13 protein-coding genes are annotated in these 16911 nt (G+C 72.7%); 7 read left to right on the plus strand and 6 right to left on the minus strand.

What is annotated here, in order from left to right; translation table 11 throughout:
- Positions 1-51: 51 nt before the first annotated feature.
- Positions 52-1155: a citrate synthase 2 gene (locus M8I34_RS27765; RefSeq protein WP_244419252.1), complete on the minus strand. Its 1104-nt coding sequence runs from the start codon at positions 1153-1155 to the stop codon at positions 52-54.
- Between the two features lie 478 nt (positions 1156-1633).
- On the opposite strand from M8I34_RS27765, the gene pdxH reads away from it, so the two are divergent.
- Together pdxH and M8I34_RS27775 are read left to right on the plus strand one after the other, a co-directional pair.
- Positions 1634-2257 (plus strand): pyridoxamine 5'-phosphate oxidase, encoded by a 624-nt coding sequence (pdxH, locus tag M8I34_RS27770; protein WP_308372723.1) that lies wholly within the window; start codon positions 1634-1636, stop codon positions 2255-2257.
- Between the two features lie 427 nt (positions 2258-2684).
- Positions 2685-4250 (plus strand): PAS domain-containing protein, encoded by a 1566-nt coding sequence (locus M8I34_RS27775; RefSeq protein ID WP_250053801.1) that lies wholly within the window; start codon positions 2685-2687, stop codon positions 4248-4250.
- 79 nt (positions 4251-4329) lie between these two features.
- On the opposite strand, the gene M8I34_RS27780 is transcribed toward M8I34_RS27775, so the two are convergent.
- Positions 4330-5097 (minus strand): SIS domain-containing protein, encoded by a 768-nt coding sequence (locus tag M8I34_RS27780; protein WP_250053803.1) that lies wholly within the window; start codon positions 5095-5097, stop codon positions 4330-4332.
- A gap of 195 nt (positions 5098-5292) precedes the next feature.
- Here M8I34_RS27780 and M8I34_RS27785 point away from each other — a divergent pair, with 195 nt between their 5' ends.
- A complete protein-coding gene (locus M8I34_RS27785) occupies positions 5293-5985 on the plus strand; it encodes a metal-dependent transcriptional regulator (protein ID WP_030981101.1) in 693 nt (230 codons plus the stop codon).
- A 495-nt stretch (positions 5986-6480) separates the two neighbouring features.
- Positions 6481-7356 carry an alpha/beta fold hydrolase gene (locus tag M8I34_RS27790; RefSeq protein ID WP_244419247.1) on the plus strand — a complete coding sequence of 292 codons (876 nt, stop codon included), beginning with the start codon at positions 6481-6483 and terminating at the stop codon, positions 7354-7356.
- Positions 7357-7510: 154 nt separating this feature from the next.
- On the opposite strand, the gene M8I34_RS27795 is transcribed toward M8I34_RS27790, so the two are convergent.
- From M8I34_RS27795 to M8I34_RS27805, 3 genes are all read right to left on the minus strand, one after another.
- Positions 7511-9145 carry a transporter gene (locus M8I34_RS27795; RefSeq protein WP_250053805.1) on the minus strand — a complete coding sequence of 545 codons (1635 nt, stop codon included), beginning with the start codon at positions 9143-9145 and terminating at the stop codon, positions 7511-7513.
- Positions 9142-10026 carry an ABC transporter ATP-binding protein gene (locus tag M8I34_RS27800; RefSeq protein WP_374210999.1) on the minus strand — a complete coding sequence of 295 codons (885 nt, stop codon included), beginning with the start codon at positions 10024-10026 and terminating at the stop codon, positions 9142-9144. The genes M8I34_RS27795 and M8I34_RS27800 overlap by 4 nt, the downstream gene beginning before the upstream one ends.
- Before the next feature lie 130 nt (positions 10027-10156).
- Positions 10157-10828: a bifunctional DNA primase/polymerase gene (locus M8I34_RS27805; protein WP_030981105.1), complete on the minus strand. Its 672-nt coding sequence runs from the start codon at positions 10826-10828 to the stop codon at positions 10157-10159.
- 449 nt (positions 10829-11277) lie between these two features.
- Between M8I34_RS27805 and M8I34_RS27810 the strand changes: the two genes are divergently transcribed.
- Together M8I34_RS27810 and M8I34_RS27815 are read left to right on the plus strand one after the other, a co-directional pair.
- The gene (locus M8I34_RS27810; protein ID WP_250053807.1) at positions 11278-12672 is read left to right on the plus strand and encodes a transcriptional regulator; all 1395 of its coding nucleotides are present in this window, start codon (positions 11278-11280) and stop codon (positions 12670-12672) included.
- 245 nt (positions 12673-12917) lie between these two features.
- Positions 12918-14849 (plus strand): hypothetical protein, encoded by a 1932-nt coding sequence (locus tag M8I34_RS27815; RefSeq protein ID WP_308372721.1) that lies wholly within the window; start codon positions 12918-12920, stop codon positions 14847-14849.
- A 66-nt stretch (positions 14850-14915) separates the two neighbouring features.
- On the opposite strand, the gene M8I34_RS27820 is transcribed toward M8I34_RS27815, so the two are convergent.
- A complete protein-coding gene (locus tag M8I34_RS27820) occupies positions 14916-16268 on the minus strand; it encodes an ABC transporter substrate-binding protein (RefSeq protein ID WP_250053809.1) in 1353 nt (450 codons plus the stop codon).
- A 117-nt stretch (positions 16269-16385) separates the two neighbouring features.
- Between M8I34_RS27820 and M8I34_RS27825 the strand changes: the two genes are divergently transcribed.
- Entirely contained in the window at positions 16386-16898 is a 513-nt protein-coding gene (locus M8I34_RS27825) for a hypothetical protein (RefSeq protein ID WP_244420270.1), read from the plus strand.
- Positions 16899-16911 lie beyond the last annotated feature (13 nt).

Consider the following 16911-nt stretch of genomic DNA (forward strand, 5'->3'; position numbering starts at 1 on the left):
GACGAACCACGGCGGGACAGCCAAAAACGTGGGGGGACGCAAGCTAAGCGCTCAGCGAGCGGCGAGGCCCTCGAAGCCCGCGATCTCCTCCGGGCCGCGCGCCGCAGGCCCCACGTAGCGGGCCGACGGCCGGACCAGTCGGCCCGTCCGCTTCTGTTCCAGGATGTGCGCGCTCCAGCCGGCCGTGCGGGCGCAGGTGAACATCGAGGTGAACATGTGCGCCGGGACCTCGGCGAAGTCCAGGACGATGGCCGCCCAGAACTCGACGTTGGTGGCCAGCACCCGGTCGGGGCGGCGGCTGCGCAGCTCGTCCAGCGCGGCCTTCTCCAGTGCCTCGGCGACCTCGAAGCGCGGGGCGCCCAGCTCCTTGGCGGTGCGTCGCAGCACCCGCGCCCGCGGGTCCTCGGCGCGGTAGACGCGGTGGCCGAAGCCCATCAGCCGCTCGCCCTTGTCCAGCGCCTGCCGGACATACGCGGACGCGTCGCCGGACCGCTCGATCTCCTCGATCATGCCGAGCACGCGGGAGGGCGCACCGCCGTGCAGCGGACCGGACATCGCACCGACCGCGCCGGACAGCGCGGCCGCCACATCCGCGCCCGTGGAGGCGATGGACCGGGCGGTGAAGGTGGAGGGGTTCATGCCGTGCTCGGCGGCCGAGGTCCAGTAGGCGTCGACGGCCTTGACGTGCTGGGGGTCGGGCTCCCCGCGCCAGCGCTTCATGAAGCGCTCCACGACGGTCTCCGCCGTGTCGATCTCCTTCTGCGGCACCATCGGCAGGCCCGGCCCGCGCGCCGACTGCGCCACGTACGACAGGGCCATGACCGCGGCCCGGGCAAGGTTGTCACGGGCCGTCGCCTCGTCGATGTCCAGCAGCGGCTTCAGGCCCCATACGGGCGCGAGCATGGCGAGCGCCGACTGCACATCGACCCGGATGTCGCCCGAGTGCACCGGAATCGGGAACGGCTCGGCGGGCGGCAGACCAGGATTGAACGCCCCGTCGACCAGCAGCCCCCAGACGTTTCCGAAGGACACCTTCCCGACGAGATCCTCGATGTCGACCCCGCGATAGCGGAGCGAGCCACCCTCCTTATCCGGTTCGGCGATCTCCGTCTCGAACGCGATGATTCCCTCGAGTCCGGGTACGAAGTCGGACATCAGGCAGCTCCTCAAGATGGGGACGGCAAACGGTCCGTGACCGGCTGCCGTGCGGTCGGGTCTCAGGTGTGCGGTGCGTTCCCGGTGCGGTTACGCGGCTGCGCCGGGCAGCTCGCGGTCCGTACCGGTCACGCGGGTGATGCCCCGCCAGGGCGTGGGTCACGCGACGGTCTTGCCCGCGGTGGGTCGGACCGTGGGCAAGCAGGTTCGGAGTAGTGCGTCCTTCAGGCCGGACGGACACGATAGCTCTCCCTGTCCGGAGGCCACAGTGCTCCGCCCCCTCATTCTGGCGGGTCTCCCACCTGCGGGGAGGCGTGAGACTCGGCACAATGGTCGATCTGCCGACGGGAGGGTTACGGCTGGTCGACGAGGGGCAGACTTCCGCCCCTCCCGGCTGACCGCGCCGGACCCGATGTTGCAAGATGAGGCCGTGCACCCCGCCGACGCGCCTCATGCCGAGACCCCCGATCCCTCCTCCATGCGTGCGCATTACCGCGCCGAGGGACTCGTCGAGTCCGACCTCGCCGCCAGCCCGTACGACCAGTTCGCGCGCTGGTTCAAGGACGCGACCGTGGCCGGCCTGCACGAGCCGAACGCCATGGTCGTCTCGACGGCGGACGCCGCCGGCCGGCCGAGCTCACGGACCGTCCTGCTCAAGGCGTTCGACGACCGCGGCTTTGTGTTCTTCACCAACTACAACAGCCGGAAGGGTCGTGAACTGGCCGAAAATCCGGCCGTGTCGCTGCTGTTCCCCTGGCACCCGCTGGCCCGTCAGGTCGTGGTGACCGGCACCGCGGAACGCATCGGCCGGGACGAGACCGCCGCCTACTTCCGTAGCCGCCCGCACGGCTCCCAGCTGGGCGCCTGGGCCAGCGACCAGTCCGCGCCGGTCGCCTCGCGCGACGAACTGGAGCGCGCCTACGAGGAATTGGCGGCCCGCTACCCGGAGGGCGAGCAGGTGCCGGCGCCGCCGCACTGGGGCGGCTACCGGATCGCCGCCGAGACGATCGAATTCTGGCAGGGCCGCCTCAACCGGCTGCACGACCGGCTGCGGTATGTCCGCGAGGACGGGTCCTGGCGGGTGGAGCGCCTGGCGCCCTGACGCGGGCCCGTTCGCCTGACGGCGCGCCCGTCGCCCTTCGCGGCTGCCCGTGGTGCGCAAACGCAGACGACCCGCGGGCTCGTTCCTCCGCGCTCGGTGGCGCAGAGGGCCGGTCGGACGAACCGGCAGCCCGCGGGTCGGGTGACTGCTTGGGATTGGCCGGCTGCGCATCGTATGCGCTGGTCCGGCGCTGCACTTCGGGTGAAGCGACGGGCCGCTAGCCCGCAGCCACCTCACGCGTCCGGTGCGAAATCATTGGCCGAACCACCTCCCTTCTCGTGTGCTCCACACATTAGGAAGCCGTCCGGCCGCACACAAGGGAATTTCCCGTTAGCAACGAATTCCGCGAATCGGCTGTGGGGTGTGTCACGTTCCAGTTGAATGTTCCCAGGTGGAGCACGTGTGGCCGCGTTCGTAAGGGGTGCCAGTGACTGCTTCGTCAGCTTCTTCTGCCTCGTCGGCGGCGCGCTGCTCCGCCGACGAGACCGATGACTCCGGTCTGCTGGCCGCCCTCCTCGACGGCATGGACGCCGCCCTGGTCGCCTTCGGCGCGGACGGCACCGTCACGCACTGGAACCACGAGGCCGAACGCATCCTGGGCTGGACCACCACCGAAGCCGTCGGCCGTACGGGCCTGGCGGGCTGGGCGGTCCGCAAGGAGGACGCCGACGCGATCGAGGCCGCGCTCGCGGCCGCCATGCGCTCCCCGGGCCGCCAGGTGCACGAGTTCGCCCTGCTGACCAAGGACGGCCACCGCGTTCTCGTCCGCACCCAGTCCTCCGCAGTCCGCGCCCCCGGCGGCCGGGTCGCGGGCGTGTACTGCGCCTTCAGCGAGGTGCACACCCAGATGGACCTGGAGCGGTCCATCGCGCTCAGCGAGGCGCTGTTCGAGGACGCGTCCTGGGGCGTGGTGCTGATCGACGCCGATCTGCGGCCCGCCGTCGTCAACGCGCATGCCGCCCGCGCCCTGGGCGTGGGGCGCACGGCCCTGCTGGGCCGTCCCCTGGGCGAGCTGCTGGCGCAGGGCGTCGAGGAGCTGGAGTGCGCCCTCCAGCACGTCCTCGCCGAGGGCGCGCCGCAGGCCGTCGCCGACCTGTGGGTGACGCTGCGCTCCGAGGAGGCCGAGCTGCCGCGCCGGTGCTGGCGCAGCGGTTTCGTCCGGCTGTCCTCCCCGCTGGCGGAGGAGCCGGTGCCGCTGGGCGTGGCCTGGCTCTTCCAGGACGTCACGGACGCCAAGCGGGCCGAAACGGAGGGCTCGCTGCTGCGCTTCCGCGCCCATCAGCTGCACCGTGCGGGACGGGCGGCCGCGGAGTGCCCGGACCCGGCCGAAGCCGCCGCGGTCCACCTCGACTTCGCCCTGGCGGGCTTCGCCGACCACGGCCTGGTCGACCTCGCCGCGACACCTGCGCCGCGGCCGTACGGTGCCCTCGCCGAGGGCGATGCGTACGACGCGTACGACACGGACGCGGACGACGGCGCGTATGACACGGCAGGAGAGGCGGCCGGGGCGTCCGGCGGGTCCGAGGGGGCGGGCGCGGCGGGCGGTGCCGCGCCGCCGTCCGGCGCTCCGGAGGCCGGCGTCACCGGCGCGGACCGTGGCCGGCGCGCCCGGCGGGGCACGCCCCGGCTGGTCCGCACGCTGGCCTCCCCGGCCGGTTCGCCCGGCCCCTCGGAGAGGCTGTCGGCGACCGGCATTCCCACGCCGTACGTGCCGGGCCATCCGGCGTTCCAGGCGTACGAGCGGCGTGGTTCGGTGCGTACCAGCGCCGGTCCCGCCTCGCCCGCCGGCTGGGCGGCCGCCCGTAACTGGCCGGACGGCACCGTGCACGGTCTGTGCGTGGTGCTGCGCAGCCGCGGCCGCACCCTCGGCGTCGCCACGTTTCTGCGGGCGCCCGCGCGCCGCCCCTTCGACCGCGCGGACGCGGACTACGCGGAGGAGGTCGCGGCCCGGATCGCCACGGCCCTGGACCTCGCCGGCGCGGCGTCGCTCTGAACGGGCCGCCCGTTCACTGCCGGGAGAAGATCCCTGCGCTCCGGGGGAGAGCTGCCCTCGTTGGGGTCACCCGCCCGCCTCACTGCCGGTAGAAGATCCGGTCCGCGTACTCGTTCATCACCCGGGCGTTCCAGTCGTGCCCGCCGTCGACGTTCCCGGAGCGCAGCAGCGGCGGGTCGATGCCCCGTTCGGCGAGCGTGCCCGCGGCCGTCGCCACCATGGCCTGCATGATCGTGCTGGTGACGACCGTGGAGGCGGGGGCGAACGGCGCGTCGATGCCCGGCAGCGTCAACTCCGCGTCGCCCACCGTGATCCGGCTGTCCAGCACCAGGTCGCAGTGGTCCTTGAGGAAGCTGCCGGAGACATGCCGGGACTTGGTCGCGTCCGCGTAGGCCACCGACGTCACGCCGATGACCTTGATGCCGAGGGCGCGGGCGTTCATCGCCATTTCGACGGGCAGCGCGTTCCGCCCGGAGAGCGAGATGATCACCAGCACATCGCCCGCCTCCAGCGGGCTGGTGTCCAGGACGGCCCCGGCCAGCCCGTCGACCCGCTCCAGCGCGCTGCCGAGCGTCGCGGGCCGTACATCCACGCCGACCACGCCCGGGACGGACAGCAGATTCATGACGGCCAGACCGCCCGCCCGGTAGACGGTGTCCTGCGCGGGGAGCGAGGAGTGCCCGGCGCCGAAGGAGAAGACCCGGCCGCCCGCCGCAACGGTGTCCGCGATGAGCCGCCCGGCCGCGGTGATCCGGTCGCCCTCTTCGTCGCGGACCTGCCGCAGCAGGTCGATCGCGGCGTCGAAGTACTTCCCGGCCAGCCGGTCGCTCCGGTCGCTCTCAGCCATGGCCGCGGGCCCCTCTCGTCGGATCTCGTGGGATCTCGTCGTATCTGATCAGTGGCGCGGATCACGTTGCGGTCTGGACCAGTGCCCTGTCAATACGGCCGTGAGGGTCCGGTGCACGGACGAGGCGGCACCGTTGTCAGTGAGATGCGTCAGAATTGAGTCCAGGGCCACCGCACCACACATCGAGGGGCACGCATGTCCGGACTGATCGACACCACGGAGATGTATCTCCGCACCGTCCTCGAGCTGGAAGAGGAGGGTGTGGTGCCCATGCGCGCCCGCATCGCGGAGCGGCTCGAACAGAGCGGCCCGACGGTGAGCCAGACGGTGGCGCGCATGGAGCGCGACGGACTCCTGACGGTCGCGGGCGACCGGCATCTGGAGCTGACGGAGGAGGGCCGGCGGCTGGCGACGCGGGTGATGCGCAAGCACCGCCTTGCCGAGTGCTTGCTCGTCGACGTCATCGGGCTCGAATGGGAGCAGGTGCACGCCGAGGCGTGTCGCTGGGAGCACGTGATGAGCGAGGCGGTCGAGCGCCGCGTCCTGGAACTGCTGCGGCATCCCACGGAGTCGCCGTACGGCAACCCCATCCCGGGGCTGGCGGAGCTCGGCGAGAAGTCCGAGGTCGACCCGTTCCTGGACGCCGGCATGGTGAGCCTGATGGATCTGGACGCCGGGGCCGAAGGCAAGACCGCCGTGGTGCGCCGGATCGGCGAGCCGATCCAGGCGGACGCCCAGCTGATGTACACCCTCCGGCGGGCGGGCGTGCAGCCGGGCGCGGTGGTGAGCGTGACGGAGTCGCCGGCCGGGGTGCTGGTCGGCAGCAGCGGCGAGGCCGCCGAGCTGGACTCCGAGATCGCCTCCCACGTGTTTGTCGCCAAGCGCTGAAATCAGTTTCAGCCTCTTTCTTTTCCGCACTTTCCTCCCGGCCTCCCCCGCGAACCCGCTGAGCTGCGCCGACGCCCCCTCAGAGGGCCAGGCAAGTTCTTTCCGGTTGAACGGACTTGTGCGAATCCGTGCGATACGGCCGGGCTCGTGTCACGCTGACGCATGGCCATGCATCGGCCTGTCCTGGCCGGGGAGGGGGTTCGGATGCATCCATGCACAACGGAGACAGTCAGGGCCCCGGCGCTGCGAGCAGCCGGGGCCCTGCCTCCCCATGTCCCCCACCCAAGACCCGGAGCCCCGAGCTCCCAGGGTCTTCCCCCACGGGCCCCCTTCCCGGTAGGGCCCGCCTCCCGGCAGATGTCTCCCCGTGGCGGCCGCGGCCAATCCCTGACCGAGGTCACTCGAACGAGGGGTATTGCGCGCCGGAACGGTGCGTTCGAATAGGGGTTCGATAGTGTGGAGCTGCTCAAGGGACGATTGGGGGTGCCAGGGCACATGGTTCAGCGCATCGATGTGACAGGGATGGGCGGTGTACGCCTCGCCGCCTGGGAATTCGCCGACCCGCCCAAGATCGGCGGCGGCCTGGAGGAGAGCGAACAGCGGCCGGGCGTACTCCTCCTCCATGGCCTGATGGGCCGCGCCTCGCACTGGGCGGCCACCGCGCGCCGCTTGAGCGCACGCCACCGCCCCGTCGCGCTGGATCAGCGGGGCCACGGCCGCAGCGAGAAGCCCTCCGAGGGGCCGTACGACCGCGAGGCCTATGTCGACGACGCCATCGCGGCCATCGAGCAGCTCGGCCTCGCCCCGGTCGCCCTTGTCGGGCATGCCATGGGCGCCCTGACGGCGTGGCAGTTAGCGGCCCGAAGACCTGATCTGGTCAGTGCGCTGGTCATCTGCGATATGCGGGCCTCGGCGCTCGGGGCGGCCTCCCAGCATGAGTGGACCGAGTGGTTCCGGTCCTGGCCGCTGCCGTTCGCCACCCTCGCGGATGTCCGTAAGTGGTTCGGCGAGGACGACCCGACCCTGGAGCGGCCCAGACCCACCCGAGGCGAGTTCTTCGCGGAGGTGATGGCCGAGCGCGCCGACGGCTGGCGCCCCGTCTTCTCCCGCCGGCAGATGCTCACGGCCCGCGAGACCTGGGTGCATGACGCTCATTGGGAAGAGCTCGCCCAGGTGTCGTGCCCGGCCCTCGTCGTCCGCGGCCTCGATGCCGAACTGGGCCGCGCCGAGGCCCAGGAGATGGTCCGGGTGCTGCCCCGCGGCGCCTACGCCGAGATCCCGGACGCCGGGCATCTGCTCCCGTGGGAACAGCCCGACGCATGGTGCGCCGCCATCGAACCCTTTCTCCGTACGGCCACGGTGCCCAGCTGAGAGCCCGCGACCCGGGCCGCGGCAATGACGCCACCGCCACCACCACTGCCATCACCACGTCCACCGCGCGAGCGGCCGGTGCAGCCTGGGGAAGACTTCGCGGCGGGGCGGACCCGGCCCGTCGAACCGGCCGGTCCTGCCCCGCCCGGGGCCCTCAGCCCTTGCTGACCGCTGCCAGAATCTCCGGCAGCCGCCGCGTCACGCGGGGCGCCGCAAGGCGCAGCCCCAGCTCCGCGATGCCCGTGCCGTAGACCGCACCGATCGGCAGCAGCACCCACAACAGATGGTGCAGACCCGCCACATGCAGCCAGATGGTCAGGCCCAGCAGCGGCGAGCACAGCACGGCGCCCACCAGCACCCCGCCGAAGAGGCTGAACCACGCGATCGCGCCCTGTCCCGGCGCGACGTTCTTGTTGCTCTCCGCGGGGATCGAGTACGGGAAGAGCGCCGACGACAGCGCCCCGGTCGCGAGCAGCGCACCCAGCACGGCCAGCGAGAGCCCGTAGACCTCCACGAAGTCCGACCACGGCCCGATGACGGCGGCGGTGCCGGCGACCACCAGCGTGACGTACGGGACGGCCACCAGCGCCAGCGCGAAGGCGCGCGCCCGTAGCTCCTGATAGGCGTCCCGTGGGGTGGAGATCGTCGAGGCGACCATCCAGAACGCCGAGGTGTCCTGCCCGAACTGGTTGTACATCTGCGTGCCGAGCAGCGCGGCTGCCGAGAACGACATATAGATGCTGCCGTTGTCCTGCACGGCCGAGACGACCGGCAGCAGCAGGCCGACGCCGATCGAGGTCGCCCACCCCATCTTCGACTTGGGGTCGCGCCAGGCGTAGCGCAGCGTACGGAGCATGACCGTGCCGGTCCGCCCGTCCGGCAGCAGCCGCGCGAGCCCCCGCTCCCCGCTGCCGGCCCGGCGCGCGCTGTCCTTCTCCACCGCCTGGAGGGTGGAGGAGTCCGGGGACGTCATCAGGGTGGTCAGCGTGCGCTGCCACCACCACAGCAGCAGGACCAGCGCCAGCGCCGTCAGCGCCAGGCCGGCCAGCGTCCGCCCCCACGCCCCGTGTCCGGCGTCCTCGACGGCGCTGACCGCCGAGGCCGGCGGCACCCAGCGCAGCACCGTGCCCAGCGGCTCCAGTACGGACAGTCCGTCCGGCCGGCCCAGCTTCTGCGCGGCGATATTGACGCCCTGCGCGCCGATGGCGATGAACAGGCCGCTCAGCACGGCGAGATCCCGGCCGCGGCGGCTGGTCAGCAGCCGCACCGAGGCGGTGGCGACCGCACGCGCCAGCGACACGCACACCAGCACCACCAGCACGACGGCCACCACGCCCACGGCCGCGGCGACCGCCCCGTCCGCGACCGCGATCACCGAGCCGGTCACCAGCGCGAGGGTGACGACCGGGCCGATGCCGACCAGCGAGGCCACCAGCAGCGAGACGATCAGCGGCCGCGGCCGCAGCGGCAGCATGACCAGCCGGGTCGGATCGAGCGTCTCGTCGCCCGTGGGGAAGAACAGCGGCATCACCGCCCAGCCCAGGGTGAGGATCCCGGTGAGCAGCACGACCAGCGCACCGGCATGCGGGGTGCCGCGCAGCGCGATCAGCCCCAGCACGACACCGGCGGTGAACAGCAGACCGACGATGACGGACCCGATGTACGCCAGCGCGCGCCCGGTGGACTGGCGCAGCCCGTTGCGCAGCAGCGACAGCTTCAGCCGGACGAAGACGCCGGTCAGGGACGGTGCGGCGGGGCGGGCAGCCGGCACGGCGGATTCGGTGCTCATCGGGCGCCGCCACCGCCCAGCCAGTCCAGGTTCTGCCCCGCGCCGCGCTCCCGTGCGCCGACGAGTTCGAGGAACGCGTCCTGGAGCGAGGGCGCCGTGCCGCGCACCTCCGCGAGCGGGCCGTCCGCACGGATCCGCCCGGCGGCGATCACCGCGACCCAGTCGCACAGCGACTCGACCAGCTCCATCACATGGCTGGAGAAGATCACGGTCGCCCCGGAGGCGGTGTAGCGCTCCAGTACGCCGCGGATGGTCTGCGCCGAGACCGGGTCGACGCCCTCGAAGGGCTCGTCGAGGAAGAGGATCTCGGGGTTGTGCAGCAGCGCCGCCGCCAGCCCGATCTTCTTGCGCATACCGGTGGAGTAGTCCACCACCAGCTTGTTCTGTGCGCCCGCCAGATCGAGCACGTCCAGCAGCTGTGCGGCCCGCTTGTCGACCTCGTCGCCCGGCAGGCCGCGCAACCGGCCTATGTAGCCGAGGAGTTCACGTCCGGACAGCCGCTCGAAGAGCCGCAGCCCCTCGGGCAGCACCCCGATACGCGACTTGACGGACACCGGGTCCTGCCAGACGTCCTGCCCGCCGATCTCGACCACGCCGGCGTCCGGCCGCAGCAGGCCCGTCACCATGGAGAGGGTGGTGGTCTTGCCGGCGCCGTTGGGGCCGACCAGTCCGATGAAGCGTCCGGCCGGCAGCGTCAGGTCGATGCCGTTGACGGCGATCTGCTCGCCGAACTTCTTCCACAGACCCTGGACGCGTACGGCGGGCGGGCCGGCCACGCCGCCCCCGGGGGCCGCGGCCGGCCCGCCCGGAGAGGCAGCCGTGGTGCGCTGCGGCGGTGCCGATGCGGCCCGCTGATCGATGTGTTCCGGCTCGTTCGCCACCGGTCCTGCCCTTCGACGTCCCCGCAGGGGCCGTCCTGGCCCCCGTCCGGCATCCCACGATACGGGCGGGTGCCGACGGCGTCCGGGTGGCGGACGCCGCCGGGGACAAGGGGAGCGGGCCGGTCCGGGGTCAGCGGCCGCGGACCGCGACCGCGTCCCGTGCGCAGGCGTACGCGAGCGGGCTGATCAGCTCCTCGGCGTCCGGCAGCCAGCGGTTGGCGGGGGTGGGGCGGCGCGCCCACTGCACCGAGCCGTGCGCCCCCACCCGGGTCGGCGGTGCGGCGATGTACTCGCCCTCGCCGCGGCAGACCAGATCGAGCGCGGCCGGCGCCCAGCCCAGGCTCCGTACGAGCTTCGGGACCTTCACCGAGGCGCCGGGCAGGACGAGGAAGAGCATCCGGCGGTCGGGGGTGCGGGTCACCGGGCCGAGCGGCAGGGCCATCCGCTCCATACGGGCCAGCGCCAGGCAGCCCGCGGTCTCCGGGACGTCCAGCGCCTCGAACGTCCGGCCCGTCGGCAACAGGATCGAGGCCCGCGGCTGCTTGCTCCACATCCGGCGGACGGCGGTGGCGCTGCCGCTGGCCTGTCCGGCCCAGCCGGGGGCGGTGGGGTGCGCGCCGGGCGCTGCGCAGTCGCCGGCGCCGCACGAGCAGCGCGGCGTCTCGCCGTCGTGCTCCAGCCATGCGCCGGGGAACACGTCCCAATGCCGTTCTTCCGCGTAACGCACCGCAGTGTCCAGCATCTGCTCGCCGCGCTGCTTGGGGATCTGCGGGGCTCCTGTGACTTGGATGGTCTCTTCCACGCAGAGGACAACTCCCGGTGTCACCAAGGGTTACGGCCAAATGGCTGACCCCCCGGCGCATCGTTCTCGCACGTGGGGCGCATGGGTGCACCGGTGGGGGCGCATATGCGGGCGGGGCCCGAGGAGCGGGTAGCCACCTGCGTGACGGGCGGAGAGGCCGCCCGGCGGCAGACCGAAGTGCACCCGGGGGGAGCCCGGCACGGCGGCGCCGCGAGCTGTGCACGGCACCGCGCACCTCCCTACTCGTGAACGAGCGCAGCGCACCGAGGATGCTCCGGACAGGGCTCAAAACGCTCAGAACTGAGCATCCGATGCAAAGTGCGTATCGCTCCGATCTCTCCTATCGCGCATATCCCGGATCTCTCGGATATCCGGCATATTCACGGGGAATCGATCACGAGGAACGGCGTTCGCCGGTGAACGCGCAGCAGTACACAGGGGGTACAAGCATGGCCGCCAGGCCACTCGTCGCACGGCAGCCCAACGAACGGCTCCAGGCGCTGATCCAGGAAGCCGCCTGTTCCAACGCGGGGCTTGCCCGCCGCGTCAACATGTGCGGTGCGGAACACGGTCTCGACCTCCGCTACGACAAGACCTCGGTGGCCAGATGGCTGCGCGGACAGCAACCGCGCGGCCGCGCTCCGGCCGTCATCGCCGAGGCGCTGGGGCGCAAGCTGGGGCGCACGGTCACCATCGACGAGATCGGGATGGCCGACGGCAAGAACCTCGCGTCCGGGGTGGGGCTCCAGTTCTCACCGACCGTCCTCGGGGCGATCGAGCAGGTCTGTGAGCTGTGGCGCAGCGATGTCGGGCGGCGCGACTTCCTCAGCGGGTCCACGGTCGCGGCCTCGGCGCTGGTCGAGCCCAGCCGCGACTGGCTGATCACCGGCGCGGACAGCCAGGTCGCGCGGAACGCCGGCGCCCGGGTCGGGATCTCGGACGTCGAGGCGGTACGCGCCATGACCACGGCGCTCGGCGAACTCGACCACCGTTTCGGCGCCGGGCATGTCAGGCCGGTCGTCGTGCACTACCTCAACAGCGTGGTGTCGGGCCTGCTGGCCGGTTCGTACCGCGAGTCCGTCGGGCGGGAACTCTTCGCCGCCGTCGCGCGGTTGACGGAACTGGGCGGCTACATGGCCGTCGACACCGGTCAGCCCGGCCTCGCCCAGCGCTACTACATCCAGGCGCTGCGGCTGGCCCAGGCGGCCGGTGACCGCGGCTACGGCGGCTATGTCCTGGCCGCGAGCATGAGTCATCTGGCCGCCTCGCTAGGCAATCCCCGGGAGATCGCCCAACTCGCGCGCGCCGCCCAGGAAGGCGCCCGCGGCCATGTCACCCCGCGGGCGGAGGCGATGTTCTGCGCGGCGGAGGCGCGCGGACATGCCCTGATGGGCGACGGCCGGGCCTTCCAGGTCGTGGCCGGCCGGGCGGCCGCCGCGATGGAGCGCGCCGAAGCGGCCGCCGACGCGGGCGACGACCCCGTCTGGATCGCCCACTTCGACCAGGCCTATCTGGCCGATGAACTCGCCCACTGCCACCGGGATCTGGGGCAGCCGGGGCCCGCCGGGCAGCGCGCGCAGGAGGCGCTGGACGGGCACCCCGAAGGCCGGGCGCGGCGGCGGGCCATCGGTCTGCTGCTGCTGGCCGGGGCCCAGGCGCAGCAGCGGGAGGTGGAGCAGGCCTGCCATACGGGCACCCAGGCGGTGCAGCTGCTGAGCGGGCTGCGTTCGGACCGCGGTGCGGAGTATCTGGAGGACTTCCAGCTGCGTTTGGAGCCCTTCAGGGACGAACCGGTGGTGCGGGAATTCAGCGCCCGGCTGGAGCTGCGGGCCACGGCGGCCTGAACAACGCCCGAGGGGCCTGCGGCACGCCTGGGACGGGGCGGCGGCGGGGTGGCGGCGGCAGGGGGCTGCTTTGTCACGCGGCGCCGGGTTTGTCGTACGGCGCCGGGCGGGCCGGCGGGTGGGTCCCGCCCGCCGCGTTCCCGGGGCGGGCGGGGGTGGTGACCAGGCGACGTGGTCGAACGTTGCTGCGACCCGGTAGCGTGCAGCCGACGATTCCGTAGGTCTGCATGTTGGTAGGAGTCACGGTGACGCAGAGCGGACAGGGTCACGACCCGCAGAATTCTGCGGCCGGTCCCGCGCGAGAGGGCATTGTGCTGCCCGCCAACGGTGAGCCGTGGGTGCCCGACCAGCAGGCCGCACCGCCGGCCGGACAGCCGTGGGGCCAGCCCTGGGGCCCGGACCGGCAGGCCGCCGCCCCGCAGCCGTACGGAGAGGCGCCCGCCCAGGGCCAGCCGTCCGCCCCGCAGCAGGGCTATGACCAGGGCCAGCCGCAGACGTACGGCCAGGGCCAGGGTCAGCAGCAGGGCTACGGCCAAGGCCAGCAGCAGGGCTACGGGCAGGACCAGCAGCAGGGTTACGGCCAGGACCAGCAGGGCTACGGCCCGGCTCAGGCGCAGCCGCAGCACCCCCAGGGCGCCATGCCGCCGCAGCCGCAGGGCGGCCAGGGCTTCCCGGAGCCGCCCCAGGGGCCGCCGCCGGCACCGCCCCTGCCGCCCTCGATGCCGCAGCAGGCAGGCGGGCCGCTGCCTCCGGCCGACTCGGCCGCCGAGGCGACGGCGCTCATGCCGCACGGCGTACCCAACGGCGCCCAGCATGGCCAGGGTGCGCCCGGCGCACTGCCGCCCGAGGGCCAGTACGGCTCCGGCCAGCAGCCCCCGCAGCAGCCGTACGGCCAGCAGGCCCAGCAGCCGCAGCAGACGCAGCAGCAGTACGGGCAGCCCCAGGGCCCGTCCGGAGAGCTGGTGCGGGCGACCCCGCAGACCGGCGCGCCGCTGCCGCCCGCCGCGGGCGACGCGGAGGCCACCGCACTCATTCCCCCCGTCGGTGCCCAGCCCGGCGGCCCCGGTGCCGCGCCGCTGCCGCCCGAGGCGTCCAGCCGGCCCGAGACGCGCGACGAATCCACCACGATGCTGCGCGCGATCAAGCCGAACGGGCAACGGCCCCAGGGCCAGGGCCAGGGTCGGCCGATGCCGCAGCCGATGCCCGGCGCACCGGGCGGCGCGGGCGATGCCGAGGCCACCCAGCTCATCCCGCCGGTGGGCGCCGCTGCGCCGCCCCCGCCGCCCGGTGCGCCGTACGGCGTGCGCCCCGGCGCGCCCGGCGACCGTCCCACCCCCGCCGAGTTCGACGGCCTGTTCCGCGACGGTCCCGGCACGCCCGGACAGACCGGCGCCCCGGACTCCACCGCACAGCTGCCGCGCTTCGAGGACCCGGGCCGTCCCCCGTACGGCCACCAGGGCCAGGGCCCCGGGCAGCAGTTCCCGCCCGGCGGCGGCTACGACCAGCAGGCCTCGTACGACGACGACGGTGGCGGGCGCCGCCGCCGGCTCGCCCCGATCGCGATCGTCGGCATCGTCATCGTGGCGCTCGCGGGGGCCGGTCTCGGCCTCGGCTGGGCGCTGAGCGGCGGGAGCGGCGAGGACACCGCCAAGAAGGAGGACTCCGGAGCCGGCACGACGAAGGCGGCCAAGGACCCGGAGAAGCCGAAGCCGTCCGCCGACCCGGCCGAGGCCCAGGCCAAGGGCCTGGACGCGCTGCTGGGCGACAGCAACAACAGCCGTTCCTCGGTGATCGGCGCCGTCAACAGCATCAAGACCTGTAGCAACCTCGGCGGCGCGGCCAAGGACCTGCGGGCCGCGGCCGGCCAGCGCAACGACCTGGTGAAGCGGCTCCAGCAGCTGCCCGTCGACAAGATTCCCAACCATGCGCAGTTGACCGCCGCGCTGAGCAAGGCCTGGCAGTCCTCGGCGGCCGCGGACAACCATTACGCGGCCTGGGCCGGCCAGGTCGGCAGCAAGAAGGGCTGCCACAAGGGCAAGGCCCGGCTGAGCAGGCAGACCGCCCAGGGCAATGCGGCCAGCGGCCAGGCGACCACGGCCAAGAAGCAGGCGGCGCAGATCTGGAACCCGCTCGCCCAGAAGTACGGGCTGACGGAGCGCCGCCCCGAACAGCTCTGAGCGGTGTCCGGGGCGGGCGCCACTGGCCCGCCCGGCCTCGCCCCGCCCGCTCAGGGGCCCTCCCGCTCAGCTGTCCGTGCGCCGCCGCTCCAGCGTCTTGGTGACGTTCACAAAGCCGTCCTTGGCGGAGGTCAACTCGCCGTCCCTGACGACCTGGTAGGTCACCATCCCGTTCACTATGCGCGGGAAGTCCTGGACGGCGAGCATGTCGTCGTCCCGCCAGCGCAGCTTCGGGGTCAGCCCGCCGGTGTCGACGGCCCGGTCACCGCGGTCCAGGGTCGTCTGGAAGGCGTGCGGCGTGATGTCCTCGACGCCCGCGTCGTCGAGCTGCTCGATCAGGGAGCGCAGCACGGTGTAGGCGATCCAGGTCGTCTGGACGCCCTGGTCGGCCGCGTCGATGCGGTTGTCGCCGAAGGCGAAGTCGTTGATGACCTTGCGCATCGGATCCCAGCGCGGATCATGGGCGACCGGGTACCAGCCGGTGATGTCCGCGTCCTCCAGCGGCCCGGACCTGCCGCCCGTACGGTTCAGCAGCGACTGGCCGACGCTGCCCAGGACGGAGGCGACCTGCACCTTGGGGCTGTCCTCCTGGAGCCGCCGGAACGAGTCGAAGAACGCGTCCGTGTGGTCGCCGAGCGAGGCGGTCACACAGGAGCCCGGTGCCTTTCCGCCGGCCGCCGCCGTGCCGTAGAGGACCGGGTCGGCGCCCACCCCGTCCAGCGCGCGGTTCACCTCGGACGAGTAGTCGGTGCCGTCCTCGGGCGCCTTGATGTCCTTGGCCGGGTGCCGATGGCCGCTCTCCAGACCGGAGTTGAGCAGGGACGGCATCTGGTCGCCCTGGATGGTGTCCGGCCGGACCAGCGCGACGCGCTTGCAGTCGCGCGCCAGCTGGCGGCCGTTGCCGGCCAGCAGTGCGGCCTGGCCGCCGTTGACGGGGTAGGACAGCGGGCTCTCGAACTCCTCGTCCGAGGCGCCGTAGCCGCCGATGAAGGGGATGCCCTTGACCTCCAGCGGCGACATGAACGAACGGCCGAACTGGCTGTACGAGCCGACGACGGCGACCGCGCCCTCGTCCACCGCGCGCTGGGCGCAGTGCGCCGCGGTCACCGAGTCGTTGTGCTCGTTGCAGGTCAGCACCTTCAGATGGTGGCCCCGGACGCCGCCCCGGGAGTTGACCCAGCGGGCGTAGGCCTGTGCCATGGCGGGCATTCCCGGCATATTGGTCGCTTTGGTGCCGTCGGGTGCCCAGGTCATCACCGTGATCGGTGCCTTGCCTCCGGCATCCTCCGAGGCCCCGGCGAGGGAGCCGCAGCCCGAGAGCAGCGACGCGATGGCCGCCGTGCACACCACCGCCGAAGCGGTCGCGACCGTGGGAGCGGAGGAGAAGGGGCGGGGGAGGGAGCGTCGCCGTCCGGTCATGTCACAGCACCCTTCCGTCCTGCCCGGAACGGGTTGGTGACGACGAGGCAATGACCGGTGACGTAGAGGTGAACTCCAGGGGGCCGCTTGAGATCATCCGTGAAGAACGTACGATCGATTGCTGTGCAAGGTTCGGAGAAGTCTTCCCGTCGAGGCCGCCGCTCGACCACCATGGGCGGTATGCCACTCAACGACATGCCGTGGTGGCGCTGGCGCAGCAATGTGCGCTCCGCGCTGCACATGCTCTCCGACCCCGCCTTCCAGCAGGAGGCGTGGCTGGCCGGCCTGCCCGGGTACGGAGATGTCACCGACGCCGTCTACCGGCTCGTCGAGGACACCTGGCTGGACAACTGGTCCGCGGAGAAATACGTCGGCACGATCTTCCGGGACTCCCAGGAGGCCCAGCTCGTCGATGTCGCCGTACTCCGCGTGCTGCGGATCATGCACCAGGTCGGCGCGGACGCCCCGGTGACCGCCTACATGGAGCACCAGGGCTGGCCGGAGGCCGTACGCGCGGCCCGTGAGGCCCATGTGCAGCTGGCGGTCGCGGACGGCGAGGACCCCGATGCCGCGCCGCGCTCGCTGGAGGTGCTGGCCATCATGACCGGTCAGGCGGATGCCCCGGCCTGACCTGCTCGGCAGG

The sequence above is a fragment of the Streptomyces sp. MCA2 genome (assembly GCF_023544705.1).
GTDB lineage: Bacteria > Actinomycetota > Actinomycetes > Streptomycetales > Streptomycetaceae > Streptomyces > Streptomyces decoyicus.